Source organism: Paenibacillus antibioticophila, from assembly GCF_000455265.1.
GTDB classification, from domain to species: Bacteria; Bacillota; Bacilli; order Paenibacillales; family Paenibacillaceae; genus Fontibacillus; species Fontibacillus antibioticophila.
On the sequence record NZ_HG005141.1, the window covers coordinates 684423 to 708238 of the forward strand.

Here is a 23816-nt window from a genome sequence, read left to right on the forward strand (position 1 = left end):
CATGAACAAACTCACCAGCTTCTCCATGAAAAATACAGGCGCCCTGATCATCATGATCCTTATGTTGTTCATCGGGGGCCTGTATTCTACTGGGCAATTAAAAACAGAGGTGATGCCGGATATTTCCGTTCCCGTTGTCTTTATAACAACGCAATATCCAGGCTCCCCCAGTGATGTCATGGAGCAAGTTACCAAGCCCATAGAGAAGAGGATTGCTGGCATGGATGGAGTCACGTCCATTGACTCCACCTCCAGCGACAACTTCTCGACAATTATTGTTTATTTGACCGAAAACGCTGATCCTGAACAGAAGAAGCTGGATATCGACAGCTTGCTTGAAGAGGTCAGCCTCCCTGATGCTGCTGGAGCCCCGCAAGCAGCTACCTATGGCTTCGCCTCCATTCCGGCTTATTATCTGGCGCTCTCTGCGGAGAACGGTATGAGTCAAACCGAGCTGGATCAATGGTTCGCCAATGAGATCAAGCCAGGGTTTGAAGCCATCGATGGCTATGATCATATGGACGAAATCGGGTCGCGAGAGACAACCCTTAGCATCAGCCTGGATGCAGACAAGTTGAATGCCTTTGGACTGTCTCCCGCTCAGGTATCAGCCCAAATGCGCCAGAATATGACTTCCTTGCCCGCCGGGGCGGTAGAAATTGACGGCAGCCCGCTGATGGCCCGGGTAACAAGCAATACCAACAGCATATATACGCTGAAGAATATGGACCTGCTCACCCCGCAGGGAACCCGTGTACGGCTAGGTCAGCTCGGCCAAATTGAGTCGATATCTGAATCGAACTTTGTGGCCCGCCTTAACGGACAACCGGCCATCGGGGTTCAGCTTTATAAGACGAGCGATGCCAATGTCGTGGAATTTGCTGGTGAAATTAAAGCCCTGATTCAAGAGTGGGAGCAGGAGCTTCCGGACATCCAGTTCAAAACAGTCTACGATGATTCGGTGCAAGTCAGCTCTTCCATTAGCGGTATGGTACATGAGGGACTGGCTGGCGCGCTGCTCGCCGCATTAATCATTATGCTGTTCTTGCGCAATATCCGCATGACGCTGATTGTATTGGTTTCAATTCCATTATCCATTTTGATTACACTGATCGTCATGCATCTTCTGGACATTTCCTTGAACATTCTGACACTGGGCGGTATGTTCATTGCAATCGGCCGGGTCGTAGACGATAGTATCGTGGTTATCGAAAATATATATTCCCACCTGCAAAAGGCGCAGGAGCGAGATGAATCCGTAATCAAGCTGGCTACACGCGAAGTTGGAGCAGCCATTACTTCCTCTACGCTGACTACTGTCGGTGTATTTGCTCCGCTGGGGATGATCAGCGGCATGGTTGGCCAGCTGTTTCAGCCGTTTGCCATCACCTTGTCCACCGCTATGCTGTCCTCCCTGCTCGTGGCCCTGACTGTAATTCCCATGCTGGCCAAACTGATGGTTCTGCGCGGAGCGACAATCAAACATGCCGAAAACAACGGAGGACGCTTGTCGGCGACTTACCGCAGGGTTCTGGAGTGGTCGCTGCACCACCGGATCAAAACCTTGCTGGCAGCGGGTTTTCTGTTTATTGCGTCGATTATCGGCACAATACCGTTCCTATCGGTTACCTTGATTCCAGAGGAAGAACCCCCACGGGCTTTTTACTATGTTGTTAAAATGCCTTATGAAACCTCGCTGGACACAATGAATGTCAAGGTGAAGAATCTGGAAGACATCCTGCAAGAAGCCAGGGATGCCAGTGGAGAACCGCAATTTACGTTTATTGAATCACTCATCGGGTATAACAATTCATCCGATCCGGTTCCTTACCGCGCGCAGATCTTCACCGAGGTTCGCGAAGGCAGTAAGGTGAAGGAAGTCCAGGAAGACTATAAAGCGATTCTGCTCGCTGAGTTGCCTGAAGAGGCCGAGCTTGACGTAAGATCGCTGGAAAGCGGAGGAGGAACCTCAGACTTTGCGTACTCGCTGAAAGGGGACGACCTGAACCAGTTAACGGAGGCTGCTGCTTTATTAACAGAGAAGCTGCAGGAATTCCCCGAACTGACCGAGGTTACGGACTCGTTAAGCGATGCCAAACAAGAACTGGAAATAGAAGTTGACCAGGATAAAGCTTGGCGATACGGGCTAAGCGCCTCAAGTGTACAGCAAATGGTTGGCAGTTGGCTGATGAAGGATAAAATCGGCGAGCTGAAGCTGGATAACACGCTTTATACGACGACGGTGGAGTTGGAGAAAACCGGACTGGACACCTTGTCTAAGCTTGGTGATATCCCTTTCCCATCGACAAATGGGTCGATCGTATATTTGAAAGAAATAGCGAGCTTGAATATCATCGATGCAGCTTCCAGCATTCAGCGCAATAATCAGGAACAAGTCGTGACCATTTCGGCCAAGATTGACAGTAAGAACAAAGGCGGGATCAGTTCACAGGTTGCTGCCGCTCTGGATCAAGTGCCGCTTCCAGACGGTGTATCCCGAGAACTTGGCGGGGTCAATGAGGATATTATGGAGAGCTTCTCTCAATTATTTGTAGCGATGGCAGCCTCCGTATTTATCGTTTACTTGATCATGGTCATCTCCTTCGGCAATACGAGCGCTCCTTTCGTCATTCTGTTCTCGCTGCCGCTGGCTGTCATCGGCGGGCTTATCGGATTGCTCGTCACCGGCGAATCTATCAGTATTACTTCATTAATCGGCTTCATGATGCTGATCGGGATTGTCGTCACCAATGCCATTCTCTTGATCGACCGGACGCAGCAGTTGCGCGAGGACGGATACACCGTTCGGCATGCGCTGATTGAAGCCGGGGGGCTACGCCTGCGGCCGATTATCATGACCGCTGTTGTGACCATGGTCGCCATGCTGCCGCTCGCCCTCGGTCTAACCGAAGGGGGCGCGATTATTTCCAAGGGAATGGCTGTTGTCGTTATCGGCGGGCTGGTCTCATCAACGCTGCTGACGCTGGTTGTTGTTCCTGTCATTTATGAAATCATCGAGGCAACTAAACAATCGATTGGGCGCTTGTTCCACAGAAATCGGGATACCGCATCAATCGCTAACAACGAGGAGGGATTGACCGCCGATGAATAGAACCAAGTGGAATAAACTCGCCATAGGATGTGTCTTGCTGGCTCTTGGGTCCATCGCCATAGCGGGATGCACCCAATCGGAGAGTCCTGAAACAGAAGCTCAGCAGATCGTGCAAACGCCGTCCGTGAAGATCAGCCAAGCTGATGTAAGAAGTATCGGGGAACCCCAGGAGACGATTGCCCTGGTCATCTCCTCAGAAGAGCGGGATATTGTCGTTAAAGCTAGCGGCGAAGTGCTGAAATCGTTAAAAAAGCGGGGCGATCAGATAACGAAGGGTGAATTACTGTTTGAGCTGGACCCCACTGACGTAAAGCTGCAGCAGCAGAAGGCCCAGATTGCGCTGCGCACAGCACAACAAAGCTTGAAAGACGCCCATTTTGCTAACCAGAACGATCCCGAGGCCTTACAGCCGTTAAAGGATCAAATTCAACTGGCCCAAATTGATATGCAACAACTGGAGCGTACGCTAGAGAACTATAAGGTCACCGCCCCTATTAGCGGGGTCCTGACCGACTTCTCAGTGGAATCGGGCATGACAGTCAGTCAAGGGATTGTCGGGAAGATTCAGCAAATCAACCCGATCAAGCTGACGGCAAGCATCACCGAAGAGAACCGCAAACTGATCGAGGGCAAAGAAGAATTGTCATTTTATGCTCCCGACATGCCAGGACAGCTGTATACGGGCAAGATCGTCTATCTCGCTGACATTATGGACACCCAGTTGCGGACCTATACACTGGAATTGCAGAGCGATAATGCAAAGCTGGCGTTGAAACCGGGAACCAAGGTTCAACTGCGGCTTACTGATGAAGTGGAGCAAGAGGTGCTTACCATCCCGACCACCGCAATCATTCGGGAAGAGAGCAATACCTTCGTCTTCACCTTCGCCGACGGCAAGGTGGAGAAACGGCAGGTACAATTGGGCCGCCTGAACGGAATGTACCAGGAGGTCACCGATGGCTTGAAGCAAGAGGAACAGGTGGTTGTCTCGGGACAACATCAACTGAAGGATCAACAGGCTGTGAACGCCGTGCCTGCGAAATAAGCACAACGCTGCCGTTCATACAAAAAACTGGCCCGAGCTCCCCGTCCTTTTCACGGACGCGGGGGCTCGGGCCAGGTGCTATCTGCCTATTGATTACAAGTATTTCAACGGGTTCTGAACACTGCCATCCTTATGGATTTCAAAATGCAGATGCGTACCCGTCGAGCGTCCCGTATTGCCCATGACGCCCAGCTTGGTGCCCTTCTCCACGATCTGCCCCTTCTTGACCGAGATTTTGCTCAAATGGCCGTACAGGGTCTGATACCCGTTCTGATGATCGACAATAATGCAATTGCCGTATCCGGACTTCGTGCCGGCAAAGGTAACAATCCCATCATCGGCGGATAGAATGTTCTTGTTCGAGGAGACAAGATCAATGCCTTTATGCGTCCTGCCCCAGCGCTTGCCGTAGCTGCTCGTCAGCTTCGCCCCGGACACCGGCCAGGAAAAATCACCCGTACCGATTCCCCGAACAATCTTCGTACCGGCCAGAACAACCTTCGGCTTCGATTCCTTGATCACCTCTTGGCCCAGCCATTCCTCTTCGACGACTTCCCCGTTTTCCTTCGTCACACGATACTTCATCGTCTTAAGCCCGCTCGCGCCTAGCGACAGTACCTTTGTCTCGCCTTCACGCATCTCATCGCTCTTCTGGATGATGACCTGCGGCTCGGTTACCAGCTGCTCAGAGACTCGCTCTACCGTAGTAACCGTAAGCGCCGGTTGTACCGCCTGGATCTGAAGCTCTGTGCCGATTTGAAGCGTACGCTCCTTTATCCCGGGATTGCGGTTGAACAGCTCCTGCTGTTTTACTCCGTATTTTGCTGCAATCGAAGAAATCGTATCTCCCTCGCGCACCTCGTACGTAATCGCAGCTTCGTCGCCCTCTAAAATTTTTGCTACCACATCACTGGCCGCCATCACTTTATTGGGAGCGGTATCCACATCCTGGACATCCACTTGCTCCTTGATGGAGACCTTCTCCAGCGCATTGTCCGGGTCCTCTGTTGCCCCGGTATCTGCGGCAGCATTTGATAAGGCCGCACTATTGCCGCCCGTCTTGGCCACCTTACTTACGAACGCAGGAACAGAGGCCCTTTTCAGCTCGGGAGCATACTTGGTCTTAATCTGCTCTAGAATCTGATCAGCGGTCTCTTGGTCCTTAACAATGGCAATCGTCTTGCCGTCCACCTTCAGTTCAACACCCTTGGCATAGCCGGTAAGCATGCCATAGAGCTTGTCCAGCGTCTCTTCGCTGTTGACCTCAGCCTTATAAGCCTGATCCGGAACCGCCTTGATGCCCTCCGTATGTACGGCCATCTCCACTTCCGGATATTTCTCGCTGTATTCCTCTTGCTTCTCCTGGAACAACGCCTGAAGCTGCTGCTCCTCTTCTATAGTCCCTATTTCTTGTTCTCCGACGTATACACGGTAAAAAGCTACCGTATGTGCTTCCACATATTCTACTGTTGCAAAATAACCCCCGCCGCCCAGTACAAAAACGGCAACCGCACTGATTGCAATCGTCCGAAGCTTGGGAGTCATGTTCAAGCGTCTTGTCAGTTCTGATATCGGTCTGAACTTGCTTTGTTGGCTGTCCGGGTGGCTTTGATTATTTTGATCGGTGTCTTTATCCTTGCGCCATAGCTGCCAGCGCATCCCCCTGAAACCTTTCATTGCTGTTCTCCTTTACAATTCAACTGAAATCGACATGAAATGATGTCAAATTTTTAACCTTTTATGATCCTTGTTAAGAGTAACACAGTCAGCTTTAACATTTCAACTCATGCCAAAAAGGCCGGAAGCCTTTATTATACTTAGGCCCCCGGCTTTTTATGCAAATTCTTCCGTTGATTCTTTATTTACAATCCTGTGAATGTGAACGCTATTTTTTTAATAAATTCAAGATTTTGGCATACTCTTCTTTACTTAAATGCTTGGACAGGATCTGTTCGATCTCGATCATTTCCGTCTCCGTTAATCCCCCTTCGATCAGCTCGCTCATTCTCAGCATTTCCTCCTGAGGAAGCTTGCTCATCAAGGTGGCAAATACCTCTTCCTTCTCACTGTCGCTTAGCTCGTCCTTCTTCGCGAGCAGATCGTCCGGGCTTACCAATACCTGCTGGTCTTGTCCCGCACCTGCTGCCTCCCCTGCAATGCCGCCCATGACCGGGACGGAGCCCTCTGGAGCCTCCTCCTCTGCCTCGCCCTCCACCGGCGAGCTGTCGGTATCCCTGTTTTCCTCTTGATTCTCCGAGGTGCTGTCCTCTCCCAAGCGGTCTGTTCCCGAAGCTCCTGCCGCATCCAGCCCTGTCTGTCCGTTACTGTCCGGTGCGGGTTGATCCTTCGGATCAGGAGCACCCTGCGAGCCGAATCCCAGCATTCCCTTCATCATACTGCCCAGGCTTGGCGCCTGGCCGGCTATAGGCAGATTATAGCTGCCAAGCAGCGTTTGAATGTACGTATTTACCACATACCCCGCCGTGAGCACGGTCAGCAGTGTGACCATAACCACAACCAGCCCCAGTCTTGCGAATTTAAGCAACCATTTCACTAACTTTCCTCCTTCTGCAATCCCGCCGTCAGCCGGTTCATTCTAGCTTCCAAGCATCCGCTGGATAGAACGGAAGCTAGTGATTCGGCTGCGCATCTGTCTACTCTATTTCCAGTATGGACGGCAAAGTGGAGATATAACCTCCCCTAAGAGCAAATGAGCAGGCTAGTCAGAAAGATAGACTCTTTCTACTACTTCTCCCATCCGACTACGAGCAGAGCAGATTTGTGAAATACAGCAAAAAGGCCGCTTCCTGCATACCGTAGAAAATAACGGTTCACAGGAAGCGGCCTATGATGGTTACTTTATTATTCGTAGATTGGCAGAACCTGATTCGTCTGGCTGCGGTTGCGGCCTACCGAGAAGATCGCAATCGGAATACCGGTCAGTTCCGATACGCGCTTCACGTAGTTGCGTGTCGTCTCCGGCAAGTCCTCCAGCGTCTTCGCATCGGAGATGTCCTCGCTCCAGCCCGGAAGCTCTTCGTACACGGCTTCACATTCCGCCAGCATCTTAAGGCTTGCCGGATAGTGAGTGATAACTTCACCGCGGTATTTATAGCCGGTGCAGATTTTAACCGTCTTGAGACCTGTAAGCACGTCAAGCGAGTTCAATGACAGTCCGGTCAACCCGCTCACACGACGGGCATGGCGGACAACGACGCTGTCGAACCACCCGACCCGGCGCGGACGTCCGGTAACGGTGCCGTATTCATGGCCCGTCTCGCGGATGAAATCGCCGATCTCATCGTTCAGCTCGGTTGGGAAAGGTCCGTCTCCGACGCGGGTCGTATAGGATTTTGCCACCCCGATCACCTGATCGATCTTGGAAGGCCCTACCCCGGAGCCGATGCAGACGCCGCCAGCCGATGGATTGGATGAGGTAACGAACGGATAGGTGCCTTGGTCGATGTCCAGCATCACGCCCTGCGCCCCTTCGAACAGCACTTTTTTATCCGCGTCAATCGCCTCATTCAATACCACAGAGGTATCAGTGACATAAGGACGAAGCACTTCCGCATATTCCAGATACTTCTGCAGCACTTCTTCAACATCCAGCGGCTCTGCACCGTAGACCTGCTGAATCACATGATTCTTCTCGTTCATCAGGTGACGCAGCTTGAGCTCGAATTCCTCCGGATCCATCAGGTCGGCAATCCGGATGCCGCTGCGGGCCGCCTTATCCATATAAGCCGGGCCGATTCCCTTGCGAGTCGTACCGATCTTGTTCGGTCCCTTGCGGTCTTCCTCCAGGGCATCCAGCACCATATGATACGGCATGATGACATGAGCACGGTCACTGATCACCAGATTCTTTGTCGTAAAGCCATTTTCGTGAATGTAGTTTATTTCATCGATCAACGCGGACGGATTCACAACCATCCCGTTGCCGATTACGCACTTCTTATCTGAATAGAACACGCCCGAAGGAATCAGGCTGAGTTTGTACTTCTTGCCATCGATAAGAATGGTGTGACCGGCGTTGTTACCGCCTTGATAACGGGCCACCACATCTGCGCTCTCCGCCAGATAATCCGTGATTTTACCTTTACCTTCGTCTCCCCATTGGGTTCCTACAACAACTACCGTTGACATGTACATTCCCCCGCCCGGTGCCTTCGCACCTGTATTTGCTTGAATTAAGATGACGCTGTGCCGCTTGGCCGCTTCACCCGTAATTGTGACTGCAACTGAATCCTGCCGCTCTGACCATTTGCATTAATTTAGCGCATCAAAGCAGCAATACCAGTTTACCAGTCTCCATTTTTAAAGTCAAATTAAAAAACGAACAATCACCCACTGGCGTGAATGATTGTTCGGAAATTAAGGGATAAATATCGATTTGTTCGGAAAAATAGACTATCCGGCGAAAGCATCGCTATGTGCCCGCTCATAATTGGCAAATTTATTGAAGTTCTTCAGGAAGACCAGCTCTACGGTACCTACCGGACCATTCCGCTGCTTGGCGATAATGATCTCGATAATGTTCTTCTTCTCGGTCTCCTGGTTATAATAATCGTCCCGGTACAGGAAGGCAACGATATCGGCATCCTGCTCGATCGAACCGGATTCCCGCAGGTCAGACATCATCGGACGCTTGTCCTGCCGCTGCTCCACGCCCCGGCTGAGCTGGGACAAGGCGATAACCGGCACTTCCAGCTCACGGGCAATCTGCTTGAGCGTCCGGGATATTTCCGAGACCTCCTGCTGACGGTTCTCGCCGGGCTTGCCGCGGCCGTGAATGAGCTGAAGGTAGTCGATCACGATCATGCCTAGCCCCTTCTCCTTCTTAAGCCGTCTGCACTTGGCCCGAATATCGGCCACGGTGACACCGGGTGTATCGTCAATGTAAATCTCCGCTTCGGACAAGGCCGCGATGCCCATCGTCAGCTTGGACCAATCATCATCGTTCTTGAAATCACCGGTCCGCATCACGCCTGCGTCCAGATTGGCCTCGGCGCAGATCATCCGCTGTACCAGCTGGGGCGCCGACATTTCCAGACTGAAGATCGCCACGGTCTCTTTGGCACGCACCGCAACGTTCTGCGCGATATTCAGCGCAAAGGCGGTCTTACCCACGGATGGCCGGGCGGCTACGATAATCAGGTCATTCCGCTGAAAGCCGGACGTCATTTTGTCCAGATCGACGAACCCCGACGGAATGCCGGTGGTGTTCCCTTTGTTCTGGTGAAGCTGCTCGACCCGGTCGAACACCTCCATCAATACATCGCGTATGGCAATAAAGCCGCTGCCGGAGCGGCGGTTGGAGATCTCCAGAATCCGGCGCTCGGCATCGCTGAGCATACCGGAGACGTCCTCGCCTCCCGTGTAGCCGTCGCTGACAATCTGTGTTGCTGTACGAATCAAGCGCCGGAGCATCGATTTCTCTTCGATGATTCGGGCATAGTAATCCACGTTTGCCGCAGTCGGAACAGCATGTGCAAGCTTGGCCAAATAACTGACCCCGCCCGTCTCCTCCAGCTCGCCGCGATCCTGCAGACGAGAGGTCAGCGTGACCAGATCAATCGGCTGCCCTTCCTCCCCCAGCTGCACCATCGCTTCATAAATGAGCTGGTGAGGCTTATCGTAGAAATCCTCGGTACGAACCCGCTCCATGGCCGTAATAAGCGCTTCGGATTGAAGCAGGATCGCGCCAAGCACCGCTTGTTCTGCTTCCAGATTCTGCGGAGGGATGCGGTCGTAATAAGGATCTACGCTCATCTTATTCCTCCGTGACCTGAACCTTGACCGTCGATTTCACTTCCGGATGAAGCTTAACCGGTACTTGAGTAACGCCAAGCGAACGAATCGGATCGTGCATTTCAATCTTCCGTTTATCGATTTTGACACCGGCCTTTTCGAGCGCTTCCGCCACTTGCTTGCTCGTAATCGCTCCGAACAGGCGGCCGCCCTCTCCAGCCTTCGCCTTCAAGGTTACCGTCATCTCTTCCAGCTTCTTGCCCAACTCCGCTGCTTCTTCCTTCTCGCGCTCCTTGCGCTTGGCCTCTGCGGCGGTCTGGTTCTCCAGTGTCTTCACGTTGCCATCGGTAGCCGGACGAACCAGCCCGCGCGGGATCAGGAAGTTCTGTGCGTAGCCCTCCGATACCTCCTTGATCTCACCCTTCTTGCCTTGTCCTTTAACATCCTTCAAAAAGATAACCTTCATTCGAATAACCCCTCTTCCTTCTCAAATTCATCCAGAACGGCCAGAAGCTTCTGCTCTGCTTCCGCCTGGGTACCCTCCAGCTGTACTGCAGCATTCGTTAAATGCCCGCCTCCGCCAAGGCGTTCCATGACTACCTGCACATTCATGCTGCCGAGTGAACGGGCGCTGATCCCGATCAACCCGTCAGGGCGCTCGCTAATGACGAACGAGGCGAGTACATTGGTCATGTTAAGCAGCGTATCTGCAACCTGAGCAATCAATAGCTGCGGTATCTTGCGGTTCTCCTCGGTCACGGCGAGCGCAATATGGTTATGAATCATGCGGGCATGCTTGATAATATCCGCCTTCGCGATATACTCCTGCAAATCCTCCTTGAGCACCCGTTGCACCAAGGACGTATCGGCGCCCATGCGGCGCAGGAATCCGGCGGCCTCAAAGGTCCGCGATCCGGTATGCAGAGCAAAATGCTTCGTATCGATGGTAATCCCCGCAAGCAGCGTCGTAGCTTCAAGCGGGCTTAATTCCACCTTCTCATGAATGTATTGCAGCAGCTCGGTGACCAGCTCGCATGCGGATGAAGCATATGGCTCCAGGTAGACGAGCACAGCATCATTGATAAATTCTTCTCCGCGCCGATGATGATCGACGACCACCACCCGGCGGGCCACATCAACCAGCCTCGGCTCCATCGTGATCGAGCCCTTATGGGTATCCACGACCACCAGCAGCGTATGCGGGGTCATCATGCCAAGCGCCTGCTCCGGCGAGATGAACCGGCGCATCAGCGGTTCTTCCTGGCGGATCCGCTCCATCAAGCGCTCGATGCCTGGATTCGACTCATCCAGCACAATATGGGCCTCCACCTTGTACATATCGGCGGCCTTCATGACGCCGATGGATGCCCCGATCACATCGAGATCGGGCATCCGATGGCCCATAATGATCACGCGATCGCTCTCCTGCATCAGATCGCGCAGCGCATGCGCAATGACGCGCGCACGCACGCGCGTCCGCTTCTCTACGGCGCCGGTCTTGCCGCCGTAGAACGAGAGCCGCTGACCAGCCTTCACTGCGGCCTGGTCACCCCCGCGCCCGAGCGCCATGTCCAGACTCGACTGGGCCAGCTCGCCCAGCTCGCTGAAGCGCTCGGTGCCGAAGGCAAGGCCGATGCTGAGCGTCATCGGCACCTTCAGGTCCGCGGTCATCTCGCGGACCTCGTCCAGGATCACGAACCGGCTCTGCTCCAGTTCGTTCAGCGATCTCTGATTCAGGATCATCAGATACCGCTCGGAAGACAGTCGGCGCAGATAAATCCGATACTGCTTCCCCCATTCCGTGATCGCCTGTGCGACGCGGGCGATCAGCGCGGTCCGCTGCTGATCGTCCATGCCTTGCGCAGCCTCGTCGAGATTATCCAGCAGAATAATCCCCAGCGCCACGCGCTCATTCTCATACCGCTCCCGCAGAAGCGCAAGCTCGGTAATATCGTGGAAGTAGATCAAGCGTTCCTCATGATCCACCGACAATTCGTAGTAACGTCCGCCCGCCACGACCTCAATCGTATGCTTGCCGGGCTTGATATCCTTCTTATCTCTTGCCGGAAACGGCAAGCTGGGCAGCAGCTCAGGCAAAGGCTGGCCGACAACGGTGTCCTTGCCGAAGACTCCCGCGACATAGTGATTGTGCCATTCGACGACCCGATCGTCGCTGAACAGTAGGATACCGAATGGCAGGCGTCCGATCGCTTCGCCCTCCACCCGTTTGATCCTGTACGTCAAATCCGTGACGTACTTCACCAGCTCCTTGCGGAAGCGGCGCTCCGCCTGCAGCATAAAATACGCCAGTGCTCCGACCAGACAGAGTGCAACAAGTCCGAGAATCCAGTTGTAGAAGCTGACGAAAATGACGAGCAGAAGCTGGAGCAGGAACATCCATACGGTCTGGTATCCGTGCCAGCGTTTTTGCAGTAAACTTGGCATGCCTTTTCACCCTATCATTTTGGTCTCGTGAGCTTCTCTCGCAGCGGAAACGCAATATCAAGCATCCCGGCAATGCGCAACGGTGCAAGGAATAAAGCCGCTATGACAAGCAAAACCGGAATCGCAGGATTCCACTTCTTGTGGTACGCCAAGAAGAAGAACAGGCTGGCCGACTGAATCAAGAACAAGAACTGCAGCAAAGGCATCATATTCAACAGGATTGTACCTATAAAGGTATTCGGGATGGACGAGCCTGAAAATAGCTGAAGAATCAATCCAACCAAGTAATACCAGATCAAGGAGCGCGGGAAACGCCAGTCGCGAAGCGGCGGCAGCTTGGGGACAATATGACCCATACTTGCCAGGGTCGGACGGACAATCGCATGGGTGAGGCTTGCCAGCACCAGCGAGCACACAATAATCGTGAACGGAATCATGCGGACCGTAAATACCGAAAGCTGCTGGCTCAGCTCCGGAGTCCAAACTGCCCCGCCGGCAAGCGAGGTGTCCGTCATATTTTGCAAAGGCGCCATGGCTAAATTCAGCATTTCCTCGATCATGACTGCCAGATTGAAATCAAACCAGATGGTCGTAATCAGCAGCAGCAGCAGGAACAAGGCCGTAATGGAGCCCGCCCCAATGAATAAGACCTTGAGCGCGGAAGTCCTTTTTTTATAGAGGTGCCCCATAATGACGGCAGGAATCAGGAAATAGACCGCCTGCAGCAATATGGCCGGACCGAAGATCAGCGCAGCGATCAGCCAGACCGGAACAAGATGCAGCGCCAGTCCCCGAAAAGATAGTGTCGCATAAAGCACGACGACCGGCACAATCAAAAAGAAAGTCGTGACGACCGTCAGCGGTGTTGCCAGTGACAGCAGAAGCAGCAAATACACGATGCTCCAGGCCACCGATGTCCAGCGGAATTTCAAGTGGGTTCACCTCTTACGCATATGTTCTTCCAGTGTGGAGATATCTTGATACCAGTCTTCCAACTGGTGTCCTTCTTGCTTATGCTTCTTCAGCTTATCCAGAACCGCTTCATCCAGATCCCGATAAGATATACCCAGCCGGCGTCCCAGTATGTAACTGCTAACCATCAGGCTGGCAAGGCTGTCCATGATGCGTGTCGTGCTGCCTTCCCACAAGGCCTTGAATAATCGGGATACGTGATCGACAACCTCGGTCTTCAACCATTCAATCACTTTCGCACGCTTGGCGATATCCATTTCCTTTTGCATAGACGGCAGCCTTCACCCTCCCAAAAAAGCATTATTCTACATTATAGCATAAAGCATGCCCCTCAAGAGAAGCAACGAGGGGCCGATTACGCATCGAATATTACATCCCGGGCACTCCGGTATTTCTGGACACAAATCGCTCACAGTACTCAATAATCTGACTGCGGCGGACAATGCCGATGAACCGGCCCATATCGTCGACGACGGGCACAAAGTTCTGAACCTTCGCCAGATTGATCAGGTCCTCCATATCGGCATCAATGGATACCGGCTTGATGTTCAGCTTCAGCGGGATTTCCCGCAGATAAAATTTTGAAGCGTTCTCAAATGTCACCTTGCCGTCAGAATTTTTCATGTACCACAGGAGATCGCCTTCGGTGACGGTCCCGACGTAGACTCCATCCCGTCCCAGAATAGGTACGGCTGTGTACCTGTGGAACTCCATCCGTTCGAGCGTTTGCCTCAGCGTCGAATCCATTGTAACGGTCACAACATCATTCTTCGGAAGTAAGAAAAACGCAATATTCATTTAAAAAGCCCTCCTCATTTAATTCGCGTGCCTGTTCTGCATATGAGCGGCGCTTGAGGCCATGGCGCGAAATCGGCAGCCGGTATACCGGACTGCCGAGAGATCATTTATTTAGATAAGCATGTGTTCAAAAAGTCAGCTTTTCAGCACCGAGAAGGTTGCGAGAACCCGAAGAAGGAGGAACGGAGTGTAGGCAAACTCTACATGAGTACCGGACTTCGAGGGTGAACGCAAGATTCGATGCCGAATTAACCTCCTGAATTACTTCGTGATCAAAAGATGACTTTTTGAACTTCCTCTATAAGTGCTATATTCAGTCTAACATATCAAGGCCTGTATAGGGGATTTCGAATGTTGCCGATTATTGACTGGTTGTGTCCGTTGCTGACGTATTGCTCGCATTGTTTGTGCTCGAAGATGCTGCATCCTTCTCCGCATCTGCAGGGAGCAGCAACTCCTGCGGCTCGGTGTCCGGATTGCTCCAGCTGGCGATCATTTGCTTTGCGAATTCCAGATCTTCTTCGTCAGCCGCATCATAGTATATCCCATTCTTACGGAAGCCTTCTCCCATAATGGTAAAGCCCTCAATCGTCGGAGATGGGCCCAGCAGCACCTTCTTCGACAGTTCAATAATGTCGCTTGGCAGCATATCCGTCTTGAAGTTCTCACCCATCATATCCATCAAACTTGGGATTTTGGACACTTGATCCAGCTTCAGCATCCGGTCCACAATCGCATTCAGGAAGATCTGGTGCCGCTTGGTCCGGTTGAAGTCGCTGTCCTCCCGGTATCGAACGTAGTTAAGCGCCTCTTGTCCTTCATACAATGGTTTATTTGCTTTAATCGTGAATTTCTCGTGATCCTTCTGCTTGTTCACAATGTCCTTCGTAATCGGAAGCTCTATACCGCCCAATGCATCGACAACCTGCTTCAAGCCTTCAAAATTGATCGCCGCATAATAATCTACCGGGCTGCCAAGGAAATTCTCTACCGTATCCTTCGTCATCTTCTCGCCGCCAAAGGCGTAAGCATGATTGATCTTGTCTTCCTTATCCTTGCCGATAATCTCGGTATACGTATCCCGCGGAATCGACACCAACAGCACCTTCGACTCCTCCGGCCGGACAACCGCATAGATCATCGTATCTGAGCGGGCCGGTTCATTTGCCCGTTGGTCTACCCCAAGCAAGAGCATGCTGAACGGCTCCATTTTCTCCTCTTTTACCACAATCACCGGCTGCTGCTGCTCTTCTTCAAGCGGAGAGTAGGATTGCTCCAGCTTCTTCTCCACCTGACCGGATAAGAACAAATCAAATGCCATAACAGCAAGCGGCTTGCGGAATACAAATGCGCCTGCCCCGGCAATTACGAGAACGAGCAGCACGATCAACGCTTTTTGCATACCGCTTCTCTTCTTCGGGGACGTCCGTTTTTTGCTTTCTTTCATATATATGCCTCCATCCAGGTAATGTATCTCATGAAGAATCTGATATGGTCCTCACATGTAAATATCCTACCGTTTCGTACTATACCATACAGACGATTTTCGATTCAACAAAGTTACCGCGTCGGATATTGGCAGTGCAGGGGTCAAATCCCTAAATGACGGCCTCTAATTCCGCTAGAGCACAGAAATACAAAGCAGGCAAGTTGATGATTCTGCGTTGCCCTTTGATCGGTCGATCACATGAAAATGTGGTTCTTACGCATGCAGTGAAAAAAGTTACCTTAAATTCAGTGGAAATAATAGAAATGCGTATATAGTGAAATTTTTGTACTTAAAGTTGACTAATACACGGGTTTGGCTAGTTACTGGCGATCTAAGGTAAGTTTTTTCACTAAAAGTGGGTTCGTGCGTCGAATGAAGATTTTAAGGGAAGTAATTTCATTAAATTGCGATATTGCGACCGGATGAGCATGAGCAGAATGAAGTAGTCATACCGTCCTGTAGGCGATTTGAAGTTCGGGGCAAAACCGGAATGCGGTGGGACAAGTTAATTTCGGAGAAAGACTTCCGTACTGGCAGGACAGGCAAAGTTTCGGCGCAAGGTTGAAGCATCGTGAGGGGAGGCGCAACTTTAGGCGCGGTAGGTCATGACGTCGTGCATAAGCTATCACGAAAGCTTCCATTCGCGCTTAGCCCAAGGCTGTGCATAGTCTCCTGCTTGCATGCCGAAGGGGCCCTCCCGCAGATCAAGTCTTTGGGACAGCCCCTTTTTAGTGCCCTTGAAGGGTTCTAAATGAGTTGAACGAAAAATTATTTTGCGACGACAGGCTTATCTTCAGTTACACCGATGTTGTAACGATAGAAGCCGGTTCCATCGCCAATCGCATAGTTGACGATTCGTTCATTCACCGGAGACAAGAGGGAACGATATAAGGTAGGGAATACCGGAATTTGTTCTACCATATATTGCTGCCATTCTTTATAAACTTGTTTCCGATATTCAACATCAAAAGCTTTCTCAGATACGCCCTCTGCCAGCAAACGATCATTTTCTTCAGATTCCCAACGCGGGAAGTTATACAGCGCATCGTGTCCGTACAGACCTGTTGGATCTACGTCAATACCTACTGTCCATGCACCCATGTACACATCTACGTTCGGGTCATCTGTACCTTCTGAGCCAACCTTGGTATAGAACGTATTAAATTCTACCATTTCAAGGTTAACCTTCAGACCAATGGCAGCCCAGGACTGTACATAGTATTGAGCCAACGGCTCGGAAATGTCACTGCCTGTCATCGAAATAAAATTGATTTCCAGCGGAGATCCGTCCGGGTTTGTACGCCATTCGCCGTCATAGGCATAGCCCGCATCGTCCAAAGTTTTTTTCGCTGCTTCAATATCAAAGGTTACGCCTGGATTGGAAGCATCGTGGAAATCAGGATGTGAAGGTGGAATTAGTGTCGTTCCGCCCCAACGAAGACCTTTGTAGAATTTCTTGCCTACCTGGTCATTGTCGACCGCCTGCCACATGGCTTTACGCAAGTTTACATCCGCCATTTTTGCATTTGGATTCATAGCAATTTCTTTTTTCTCGGCATCCCATGTTCCAAGTTTAAAGCCGATATAGGAATAGGCACGGTCGATAATACCCAGGAATTCGACGTTGGACATATCCGCGTTATCCGGATATTGGTCAACCGGGAAATCACTTACGAGGTCAACCCCGCCGCTCTTCAACTCTTGAACAACAGTCGTTGCAGGGATTACTTTCAGAATCACTTCATCCAGGAGCGGCTCGCCGCGCCAGTAATCGGTATTCTTCTTATAGACAACCGATTCGCCCGGAACAATGCTCTCCACCTTGAACGGGCCAATACCGATCGGGTTCTGACGAATTTGTGGAGAAGCGGCCATATCAGCTACTGGAATATCCTTGAAGATATGCTTGGCTAATGGATAAATCCAAACCCCGCCTGTCAGCAAGGAAGGCGTAGATTTAATGTAGGTGATTTGAAGTTGCTTATCATTAAGCACCTTAATCCCTGAAATCTTGTCTGCCTTGCCTTCATGATACTCTACAACCCCTTCGATATTGGTGAAATCAGAGCCATACCGAGGGCCATTGTAATCCGGATGGGAAATGACCTCATGAGCGAACTCCCAGTCTTCAGCCGTTACCGGAACACCGTCATGCCAGTTCACGTTATCGCGGATAGTGAAGGTAAAGGTCCGTCCGTCTTCCGATACTTCATAGGTAGCAGCTCCATCATTGGTATACACATAGTTGGAATCCCAAGTCAGCAAGCCTTCATCGAACCATTCAAGGACTTCCGCATCCGGAGCTCCGGAATAGAAGTTGAAATTAAGCGTGCCTTCAAACGGGGAGTCCCCTACCAAACCGAAGGTGATGCTGCCGCCTTGAATCGGCTCTCCGCGGTTTGTCTTCACGTTGGAAAAATCAGCGATATTAAAATTGCCGTCAGCATCCGCCTTTGGCTTGCCGTCGTCGGTGCTGTTCTCACCTTGATTGGACGTATTCTCTGAAGGCGTGTTATTTCCAGTTCCCGGGTTTGCTGAATTGTTTCCCCCATTGGAGCTGCATGCCGCCAAAGCCAACACTAAGGTTAGCATTAACACGACTTGCCATGACCTTGACCAACTCGACTTTTTCATGGATAGATTCCTCCCTTTTTATCCTTTTCTTTGTCTTGCATCTGTCGCGCGCTTCAGCGCTTGGCCGACATTATTTATACTCAACATCATTGCCAAGATCAGTAATGATGCAGGTAACCAAATCCACCATCTGGACTCCAGTGTCTGAGGATTTCTGGCATAGCCAACCAGGGTTCCCAGACTTGGCGTGCTTTCAGGGAAACCAAATCCAAGGAAGGAAAGTCCTGATTCAAGTCCAATATTTCCCGCCAAACTCAGAGTCATTGAAACGATGATAATCGAGGTTAAATTCGGCAGCACCTCCATGACCATAATTCTTAAATTAGAAGAGCCTAAGGTTCTTGATGCCTGTACATATTCCAGTTCTCTTTCCTGCAAGGTTTTGGAACGAATTAACCTCGCCTTGCTCATCCATAAGAAGCTGGTCATAATCAAGCAAAATTGAATAATATTATATTTGGGAACGATGGTTACGAAGATAATAACGATCATGGTGAAAGGGAGAATAATGAAGAAGTCCACCACTCTCATGATCCCGTTGTCTACATGACCACCGAAATAACCGGCTACAAGTCCAACCACAAGTCCGATTAATCCTGCCAGCAAGGTGACTACTACACCGATCGTGATGGAATTGCGGGCACCGATGATCAATTGCCCGAATACATCCCGTCCGCCGTAGTCCGTACCTAGCCAGAAATCTGCGGAAGGCGGCTGGTATAGGGCGAAGAGGTCTACCTTTACCACTTCCTTCTGATCAAGGAATAGGGATACCCCATAGACCACCACAATAATGAGGCCCAAAAATAGTAAAGAGACTAGGGCTACCTTATCCCGAACCAATTCTCGCCACAGTACGCGCCAGCCTGACGGGCTCTTGCTATAGTCCTCTGGCTGGATCAATTCCGCATTTGCATTCGCCATTTCTTTCACCCCGAATTTTTCCTAAATTATTTTATGCGAATACGAGGATCCACAATGTTTAGAATAATATCCGATATAAGCGCACCAACGATCGATGCTATCCCAAACAACAATGCAACGGCTATAACTACACTAAAGTCACGCCCCACAATCGATTGGATAAAGAGCTGCCCCATTCCCGGATAGGCAAATATGGACTCGATAAATACCGTCCCCCCAATAAGTCCGGTAATTTCAAAGCCTAGAAATGCGGCGATCGGGAGCAAGGAATTTCTAAAAATATGACGGTTGTAGACACGGGATTCGGAGGCTCCCTTTGCTCTGGCGGTGATAATAAAATCCTTCTGCTTCGTGTCAATGATTTCGTTCCTGAGATATTGCACGGTACTAACTACTCCGATCAGCGCCATACTCAGTGCAGGCAACAGCAGATGATAAATCTTGCTTAAGACATACCCAACCCCTTCCGTTGCTCTAGGATTCACAGAGCCTCCAGTAGGGAACCATCCCAAGTAAAATCCGAAGAACCACAGCATCAGCAAGCCAAATATGAACAGCGGCATTGCGAAGCCGATATAGGTGTATCCCGAAATAATGCGATCGAAAAAAGTATCATTGTAGCGGCCGCTAATGATGCCGAGAGGAATGGCGATCAAGTAGGTCAGAATGAGCGTTGCAAGCGCCAGCCACAACGTATTGGAGACACGCTGGGAAATCAGCTCGGTAACCGGCATTTTATACTTGAACGAGTTGCCCAGGTCGCCTTGCGCCGCATTCGATATCCAGTCCCAATACTGCACATACCACGGATTATTCAGCCCCAGCTTCTCTCGCATCGCCGCAAGAGCATCCGGGTCGAGGCTCGGATCAATCAATCCGGTAAGGGCATCCCCCGGCATGGCCTTTGCCATTAAGAAAAGCACGATACTTAAAATGAAGATCTGAGGGATCATAATGAGTACTCTTCGAACAATTGTCTTCCACATATCTTTCAACCTTTCTGAGGCAGCGCCACGAAATGTGTGTCCGAAACCGGCTTTAAGGGATAAACCAATCCGTTCTCGTCAAAATATCTCCGGTGAGCTTCCTTGTACTCCTCTTGGACAGAGCGACGGAACTCTACCTGCTGCTCCCGATGGCTAGGATCAATATCTGGAATCGCTGCGATCAAACGCTTGGTATAGATGTGCTGAGGACTTTCAAAGATATCATTGGCCGTCCCCTCCTCCACATATCGTCCCTTGTACATAATCCCGATTTTGTCGCACATATGTCGGATAATCCCTAGATCATGGCTTATAAATAAAAAGGTCAGGTTGAGTTCCCTTTGAATCTCCCTCATAAAGTTCAGGACCTGCGCTTGCACCGATACATCCAGAGCAGAGACGGGCTCGTCGGCGATGATCAACTTAGGCCTTAAGGCAATCGCTCTTGCAATCCCGATACGTTGTCGCTGCCCTCCCGAGAACTGATAGGGATACTTTAAAAAGGATTCCGGGCTTAGTCCCACTTGCTCCAACAACTCGTGGACGCGCTTCTTCTCCTCTTGCGGAGACAGCTTTTCAAAATTGCGCAGCGGCTCTGCAATGATATCCCCTACCCGCTTCTTCGGGTTTAAAGACGAGTATGGATCCTGGAATATCATCTGAATATCTCGTCCAAAGCGGCTACGGCCTTTGATATGCCCAATTTCCTTGCCTTCAAATTTGATGCTTCCGCTGGAAATATGATTTAGTCCGATCACAGCCCGGCCCATCGTTGTTTTCCCGGAGCCCGACTCTCCTACCAAGCCGTAGGTTTGACCTGCCTCAATCGTCATATTAACGCCATCCACCGCTCTTACATGATCAACAACAGTTCTAAAGATGCCTCCCCGAATTGGATAGTGCACCTTCAAATCTTTGATTTCAAGAATGGACATGTTCGCTATCCTCCTCCGAATGAGCCGGAAAGTAAAAATGTCTGTAGCATGTACAGCGGACAAAATGTCCCTCCGCTATTTCATGCATCTCCGGATGTGCTTCATGCTTCTCGGACTCGATCCAGGGAATCCGCGGAGCAAAGCGGCAGCCTTCCCGAGGAAGATTTTTTAATGACGGGACAATCCCCTGAATAACATGTAATTTAGACTTCACTTCGTTTACGGTCGGGATCGAGTTCAGCAGAGACCTGGTATAGGGATGCTTTGCGTTAGTCACCAGGGTATAGATATCTGCTACCTCAACAATCTGTCCGGCATACATGACCGCAACGCGGTCGGCCATTTCGGCGACAACCCCAAGATCATGAGTGATTAAGATAATCCCGGCTTCCATGTCATTCTTCAGTTCTCGAATCAGATCGAGAATTTGCAATTGGATCGTTACATCGAGTGCGGTTGTCGGTTCGTCAGCAATGAGCAGCTTCGGTCCGTTTGCGATAGCAATGGCTATGACAATACGCTGCCTCATCCCTCCGGAAAGCTCATGCGGATATTGCAGGTAGGTGACTTCAGGACGAGGAATGCCAACCTTGTCAAGCAGCTCAATCGCCTGCCTTTTCCGCTCCGCTTTACCTGATGCAGGCTGATGAAGCAATATGACTTCTTCAATTTGTCTACCGACGGTCATTAGAGGATTAAGTGCAGATAAGGGGTCTTGAAAAATCATGCTGATATCCTTCCCGCGCAATTTGTTCAGTTGATTCGCAGGCATTCCAACGAGATTTTGCTCCCCGAAATAGATACGCCCTTCCATTCTTGCCCGGGTATGCAGGCCCATAATCGAGTAGGCAAGCGCACTTTTGCCAGAACCCGACTCTCCTACAATCGCTAGGATCTCATTCTTTCTAACCGTGAGTGAAACGTCATCCACAGCTGCATAATAATCATCATCAATCCGAAAAGAGGTGGTTAAATTCTCAATTTTCAACAACTCTTCGCTCAAATTAATCACCCTAACAAAGAAGAATTTTGACGAATTTAATCGATAATTAATAGATTTAAGGTTTTGATGTAGTAATTAGCCGATGAATGTCTATAAGAGGAGGTATTCAATAGTTTATTAATATTCATTAATATGAATAAATAACCACTGGTCAAAATTGAATTAAAAAAATTTTTACATTGATTTGTTCTAAATCATCACGTAAAAATTTGGGATTGCTTGAATTTAATAAATAATATACTCTATGTCAGCTAATATTCCAAGTACTTTTCCACTTTATCGCCTACCTTTTTTTATTTATCTCTTTAAAAGGTTACTTGAATTGTAAAATTCATGTAATGTATATTCATTCATTTTTAGATCCCCTAAAGAGACGATAGTCCACGGATGGAGGACATTTTTTAACCTTAAAAACCGATCAAAATGGGCTTAGAATATTGAAGTGATTAATTTATACTGTTTTGGATTAAAGTGTAAGGAGTCCACCGAAGAGCAACAGATTCAGCCTTTAAAAGCTGTTGCTTTAAACACAAAAAAGCTGACCATGTACGTTCTGTACAGGTCAGCTTTTTATTTGAGCAGCTTATACTATTCAGTAGTGTATGGCAGCAATGCGATTTGACGCGAACGCTTGATAGCAACGGTCAACAGACGTTGGTATTTTGCGCTAGTGCCTGTTACACGACGTGGCAAAATCTTACCACGCTCGCTGATGAATTTCTTCAACAGCTCGATGTCTTTATAGTCAATGTGAGTAATTTTGTTCGCAGTGAAGTAGCACACTTTACGACGCTTGTTACGGCCGCCGCGGCGAGCCGGTCTCTTGTCGTCTCCGCCTTCTCTTTGTTTGAAGCTCATGCTTTTCAGTCCTTTCCAAATTAAAATGGCAAATCGTCATCCGAAATATCGATCGGTTTCCCGTCATCGGAGAATGGATCGTTGTTGCGGGAGGAGTTATTATTATTGCTGCGCCCGGCATTGCCGCCGCCAGCAAATGGAGCTTCCTCACGCGGTCCTCCGCCACCTGATGCACCTTCGCGGTTCGATTCCAAGAAACGGACATTATCAGCAATAACCTCAGTGACGTATACACGCTTACCTTCGTTATTCTCGTAATTCCGAACTTGAATTCGCCCTTCCACAGCAGTCAAGCGACCTTTACGCAAGTAATTTGCGCAAGTCTCCGCAAGCTGTCTCCAGGTAACTACCGGAATGAAATCCGCCTCACGTTCTCCACCTTGCGAAGTAAACGGTCTGTCTACCGCAATGGTAAACTGAGTTACAGCCACACCGGATGGTGTATAACGCAGCTCCGGATCCCGGGTAAGTCGTCCAATCAGAATGACACGGTTCAACAATCAAATCCCCTCCTTCGGGCATTAAATTACTCAGTTACGGATTAGGCAACGTCTTTAGTAATGAGATAACGGATAACCTCGTCGGAAATCTTCAGAATCCGCTCAAGCTCAGCAACTACTTCTGGAGCTGCAGTAAAGTTTACGAGAACGTAAACTCCATCACGGATCTTGTTAATCTCATACGCAAGCCGGCGTTTGCCCATCACGTCATGCTTTGTAATTTCGCCGCCGTTTTGGATGATGCCTTGGAATTTTTCGACTGCCGCTTGAACAGCTTCTTGTTCAAGATCAGGACGAATAATGTACATCAATTCGTATTTGCGCATTTGGTTCACCTCCTTATGGACTATGGCCCCATCCT

At 50.2% G+C, this 23816-nt stretch carries 20 protein-coding genes; 2 read left to right on the forward strand and 18 right to left on the reverse strand.

What is annotated here, in order from left to right:
• The first annotated feature begins 1 nt into the window (after window position 1).
• Both TX85_RS20130 and TX85_RS25510 read left to right on the forward strand, forming a co-directional pair.
• On the forward strand, window positions 2-3112 hold the full coding sequence (locus TX85_RS20130; protein ID WP_044481544.1) for an efflux RND transporter permease subunit: 3111 nt from the start codon (window positions 2-4) through the stop codon (window positions 3110-3112).
• Window positions 3105-4157, forward strand: a complete 1053-nt coding sequence (locus tag TX85_RS25510) for an efflux RND transporter periplasmic adaptor subunit (protein ID WP_049895111.1) — start codon at window positions 3105-3107, stop codon at window positions 4155-4157. Before TX85_RS20130 ends, TX85_RS25510 begins: the two co-directional genes overlap by 8 nt.
• Window positions 4158-4250: 93 nt before the next feature.
• Here TX85_RS25510 and TX85_RS20140 read toward each other — a convergent pair whose 3' ends face one another.
• The 18 genes from TX85_RS20140 to rpsF all read right to left on the reverse strand — a co-directional run bounded on the left by TX85_RS20140 (window position 4251) and on the right by rpsF (window position 23781).
• Window positions 4251-5834 (reverse strand): M23 family metallopeptidase, encoded by a 1584-nt coding sequence (locus tag TX85_RS20140; RefSeq protein ID WP_044481545.1) that lies wholly within the window; start codon window positions 5832-5834, stop codon window positions 4251-4253.
• A gap of 208 nt (window positions 5835-6042) precedes the next feature.
• Window positions 6043-6711 (reverse strand): hypothetical protein, encoded by a 669-nt coding sequence (locus TX85_RS20145; protein WP_233500807.1) that lies wholly within the window; start codon window positions 6709-6711, stop codon window positions 6043-6045.
• 308 nt (window positions 6712-7019) lie between these two features.
• Window positions 7020-8306 (reverse strand): adenylosuccinate synthase, encoded by a 1287-nt coding sequence (locus tag TX85_RS20150; RefSeq protein ID WP_044481546.1) that lies wholly within the window; start codon window positions 8304-8306, stop codon window positions 7020-7022.
• Window positions 8307-8570: 264 nt separating this feature from the next.
• Window positions 8571-9932, reverse strand: coding sequence for a replicative DNA helicase (gene dnaB / locus TX85_RS20155; protein WP_044481547.1), 1362 nt, complete (start codon window positions 9930-9932; stop codon window positions 8571-8573).
• Window position 9933: 1 nt separating this feature from the next.
• Window positions 9934-10377 carry a 50S ribosomal protein L9 gene (rplI, locus tag TX85_RS20160; protein ID WP_044481549.1) on the reverse strand — a complete coding sequence of 148 codons (444 nt, stop codon included), beginning with the start codon at window positions 10375-10377 and terminating at the stop codon, window positions 9934-9936.
• Window positions 10374-12356, reverse strand: coding sequence for a DHH family phosphoesterase (locus tag TX85_RS20165; protein WP_044481551.1), 1983 nt, complete (start codon window positions 12354-12356; stop codon window positions 10374-10376). The genes rplI and TX85_RS20165 overlap by 4 nt, the downstream gene beginning before the upstream one ends.
• 14 nt (window positions 12357-12370) lie before the next feature.
• Window positions 12371-13288, reverse strand: a complete 918-nt coding sequence (locus TX85_RS20170) for a DUF2232 domain-containing protein (protein WP_044481552.1) — start codon at window positions 13286-13288, stop codon at window positions 12371-12373.
• Window positions 13289-13294: 6 nt separating this feature from the next.
• The gene (locus TX85_RS20175; RefSeq protein ID WP_187375180.1) at window positions 13295-13597 is read right to left on the reverse strand and encodes a MazG-like family protein; all 303 of its coding nucleotides are present in this window, start codon (window positions 13595-13597) and stop codon (window positions 13295-13297) included.
• Between the two features lie 100 nt (window positions 13598-13697).
• Entirely contained in the window at window positions 13698-14126 is a 429-nt protein-coding gene (locus tag TX85_RS20180; RefSeq protein WP_044481554.1) for a CBS domain-containing protein, read from the reverse strand.
• A gap of 361 nt (window positions 14127-14487) precedes the next feature.
• The gene (locus TX85_RS20185) at window positions 14488-15573 is read right to left on the reverse strand and encodes an LCP family protein (RefSeq protein ID WP_049895113.1); all 1086 of its coding nucleotides are present in this window, start codon (window positions 15571-15573) and stop codon (window positions 14488-14490) included.
• An 810-nt stretch (window positions 15574-16383) separates the two neighbouring features.
• Window positions 16384-18249, reverse strand: a complete 1866-nt coding sequence (locus TX85_RS20190) for an oligopeptide ABC transporter substrate-binding protein (protein WP_044481555.1) — start codon at window positions 18247-18249, stop codon at window positions 16384-16386.
• A gap of 18 nt (window positions 18250-18267) precedes the next feature.
• Window positions 18268-19173 carry an ABC transporter permease gene (locus TX85_RS20195; protein WP_044481713.1) on the reverse strand — a complete coding sequence of 302 codons (906 nt, stop codon included), beginning with the start codon at window positions 19171-19173 and terminating at the stop codon, window positions 18268-18270.
• 26 nt (window positions 19174-19199) lie between these two features.
• Window positions 19200-20159, reverse strand: coding sequence for an oligopeptide ABC transporter permease (gene opp4B / locus TX85_RS20200; protein WP_044481556.1), 960 nt, complete (start codon window positions 20157-20159; stop codon window positions 19200-19202).
• Between the two features lie 5 nt (window positions 20160-20164).
• Window positions 20165-21094 (reverse strand): ABC transporter ATP-binding protein, encoded by a 930-nt coding sequence (locus TX85_RS20205; RefSeq protein WP_044481557.1) that lies wholly within the window; start codon window positions 21092-21094, stop codon window positions 20165-20167.
• Window positions 21081-22097 carry an ABC transporter ATP-binding protein gene (locus TX85_RS20210; protein ID WP_044481558.1) on the reverse strand — a complete coding sequence of 339 codons (1017 nt, stop codon included), beginning with the start codon at window positions 22095-22097 and terminating at the stop codon, window positions 21081-21083. Before TX85_RS20210 ends, TX85_RS20205 begins: the two co-directional genes overlap by 14 nt.
• 588 nt (window positions 22098-22685) lie before the next feature.
• On the reverse strand, window positions 22686-22955 hold the full coding sequence (gene rpsR, locus TX85_RS20215; RefSeq protein WP_044481560.1) for a 30S ribosomal protein S18: 270 nt from the start codon (window positions 22953-22955) through the stop codon (window positions 22686-22688).
• A 20-nt stretch (window positions 22956-22975) separates the two neighbouring features.
• The gene (ssb, locus tag TX85_RS20220; protein WP_044481561.1) at window positions 22976-23455 is read right to left on the reverse strand and encodes a single-stranded DNA-binding protein; all 480 of its coding nucleotides are present in this window, start codon (window positions 23453-23455) and stop codon (window positions 22976-22978) included.
• A 41-nt stretch (window positions 23456-23496) separates the two neighbouring features.
• Complete coding sequence (gene rpsF / locus TX85_RS20225; RefSeq protein ID WP_044481563.1) at window positions 23497-23781, reverse strand: 30S ribosomal protein S6; 285 nt, start codon at window positions 23779-23781, stop codon at window positions 23497-23499.
• Between the last annotated feature and the right edge of the window lie 35 nt (window positions 23782-23816).

What these genes read in the sequence shown, in the direction of transcription:
- TX85_RS20130 (WP_044481544.1), top strand. Translation starts at nt 2, where the DNA reads ATGAACAAACTCACCAGCTTCTCCATGAAAAATACAGGCGCCCTGATC.
- TX85_RS25510 (WP_049895111.1), top strand. Translation starts at nt 3,105, where the DNA reads ATGAATAGAACCAAGTGGAATAAACTCGCCATAGGATGTGTCTTGCTG.
- TX85_RS20140 (WP_044481545.1), bottom strand. Translation starts at nt 5,834, where the DNA reads ATGAAAGGTTTCAGGGGGATGCGCTGGCAGCTATGGCGCAAGGATAAA.
- TX85_RS20150 (WP_044481546.1), bottom strand. Translation starts at nt 8,306, where the DNA reads ATGTCAACGGTAGTTGTTGTAGGAACCCAATGGGGAGACGAAGGTAAA.
- dnaB (WP_044481547.1), bottom strand. Translation starts at nt 9,932, where the DNA reads ATGAGCGTAGATCCTTATTACGACCGCATCCCTCCGCAGAATCTGGAA.
- rplI (WP_044481549.1), bottom strand. Translation starts at nt 10,377, where the DNA reads ATGAAGGTTATCTTTTTGAAGGATGTTAAAGGACAAGGCAAGAAGGGT.
- TX85_RS20165 (WP_044481551.1), bottom strand. Translation starts at nt 12,356, where the DNA reads ATGCCAAGTTTACTGCAAAAACGCTGGCACGGATACCAGACCGTATGG.
- TX85_RS20175 (WP_187375180.1), bottom strand. Translation starts at nt 13,597, where the DNA reads ATGCAAAAGGAAATGGATATCGCCAAGCGTGCGAAAGTGATTGAATGG.
- TX85_RS20180 (WP_044481554.1), bottom strand. Translation starts at nt 14,126, where the DNA reads ATGAATATTGCGTTTTTCTTACTTCCGAAGAATGATGTTGTGACCGTT.
- TX85_RS20185 (WP_049895113.1), bottom strand. Translation starts at nt 15,573, where the DNA reads ATGAAAGAAAGCAAAAAACGGACGTCCCCGAAGAAGAGAAGCGGTATG.
- TX85_RS20190 (WP_044481555.1), bottom strand. Translation starts at nt 18,249, where the DNA reads ATGAAAAAGTCGAGTTGGTCAAGGTCATGGCAAGTCGTGTTAATGCTA.
- TX85_RS20195 (WP_044481713.1), bottom strand. Translation starts at nt 19,173, where the DNA reads ATGGCGAATGCAAATGCGGAATTGATCCAGCCAGAGGACTATAGCAAG.
- opp4B (WP_044481556.1), bottom strand. Translation starts at nt 20,159, where the DNA reads ATGTGGAAGACAATTGTTCGAAGAGTACTCATTATGATCCCTCAGATC.
- TX85_RS20205 (WP_044481557.1), bottom strand. Translation starts at nt 21,094, where the DNA reads ATGTCCATTCTTGAAATCAAAGATTTGAAGGTGCACTATCCAATTCGG.
- rpsR (WP_044481560.1), bottom strand. Translation starts at nt 22,955, where the DNA reads ATGAGCTTCAAACAAAGAGAAGGCGGAGACGACAAGAGACCGGCTCGC.
- rpsF (WP_044481563.1), bottom strand. Translation starts at nt 23,781, where the DNA reads ATGCGCAAATACGAATTGATGTACATTATTCGTCCTGATCTTGAACAA.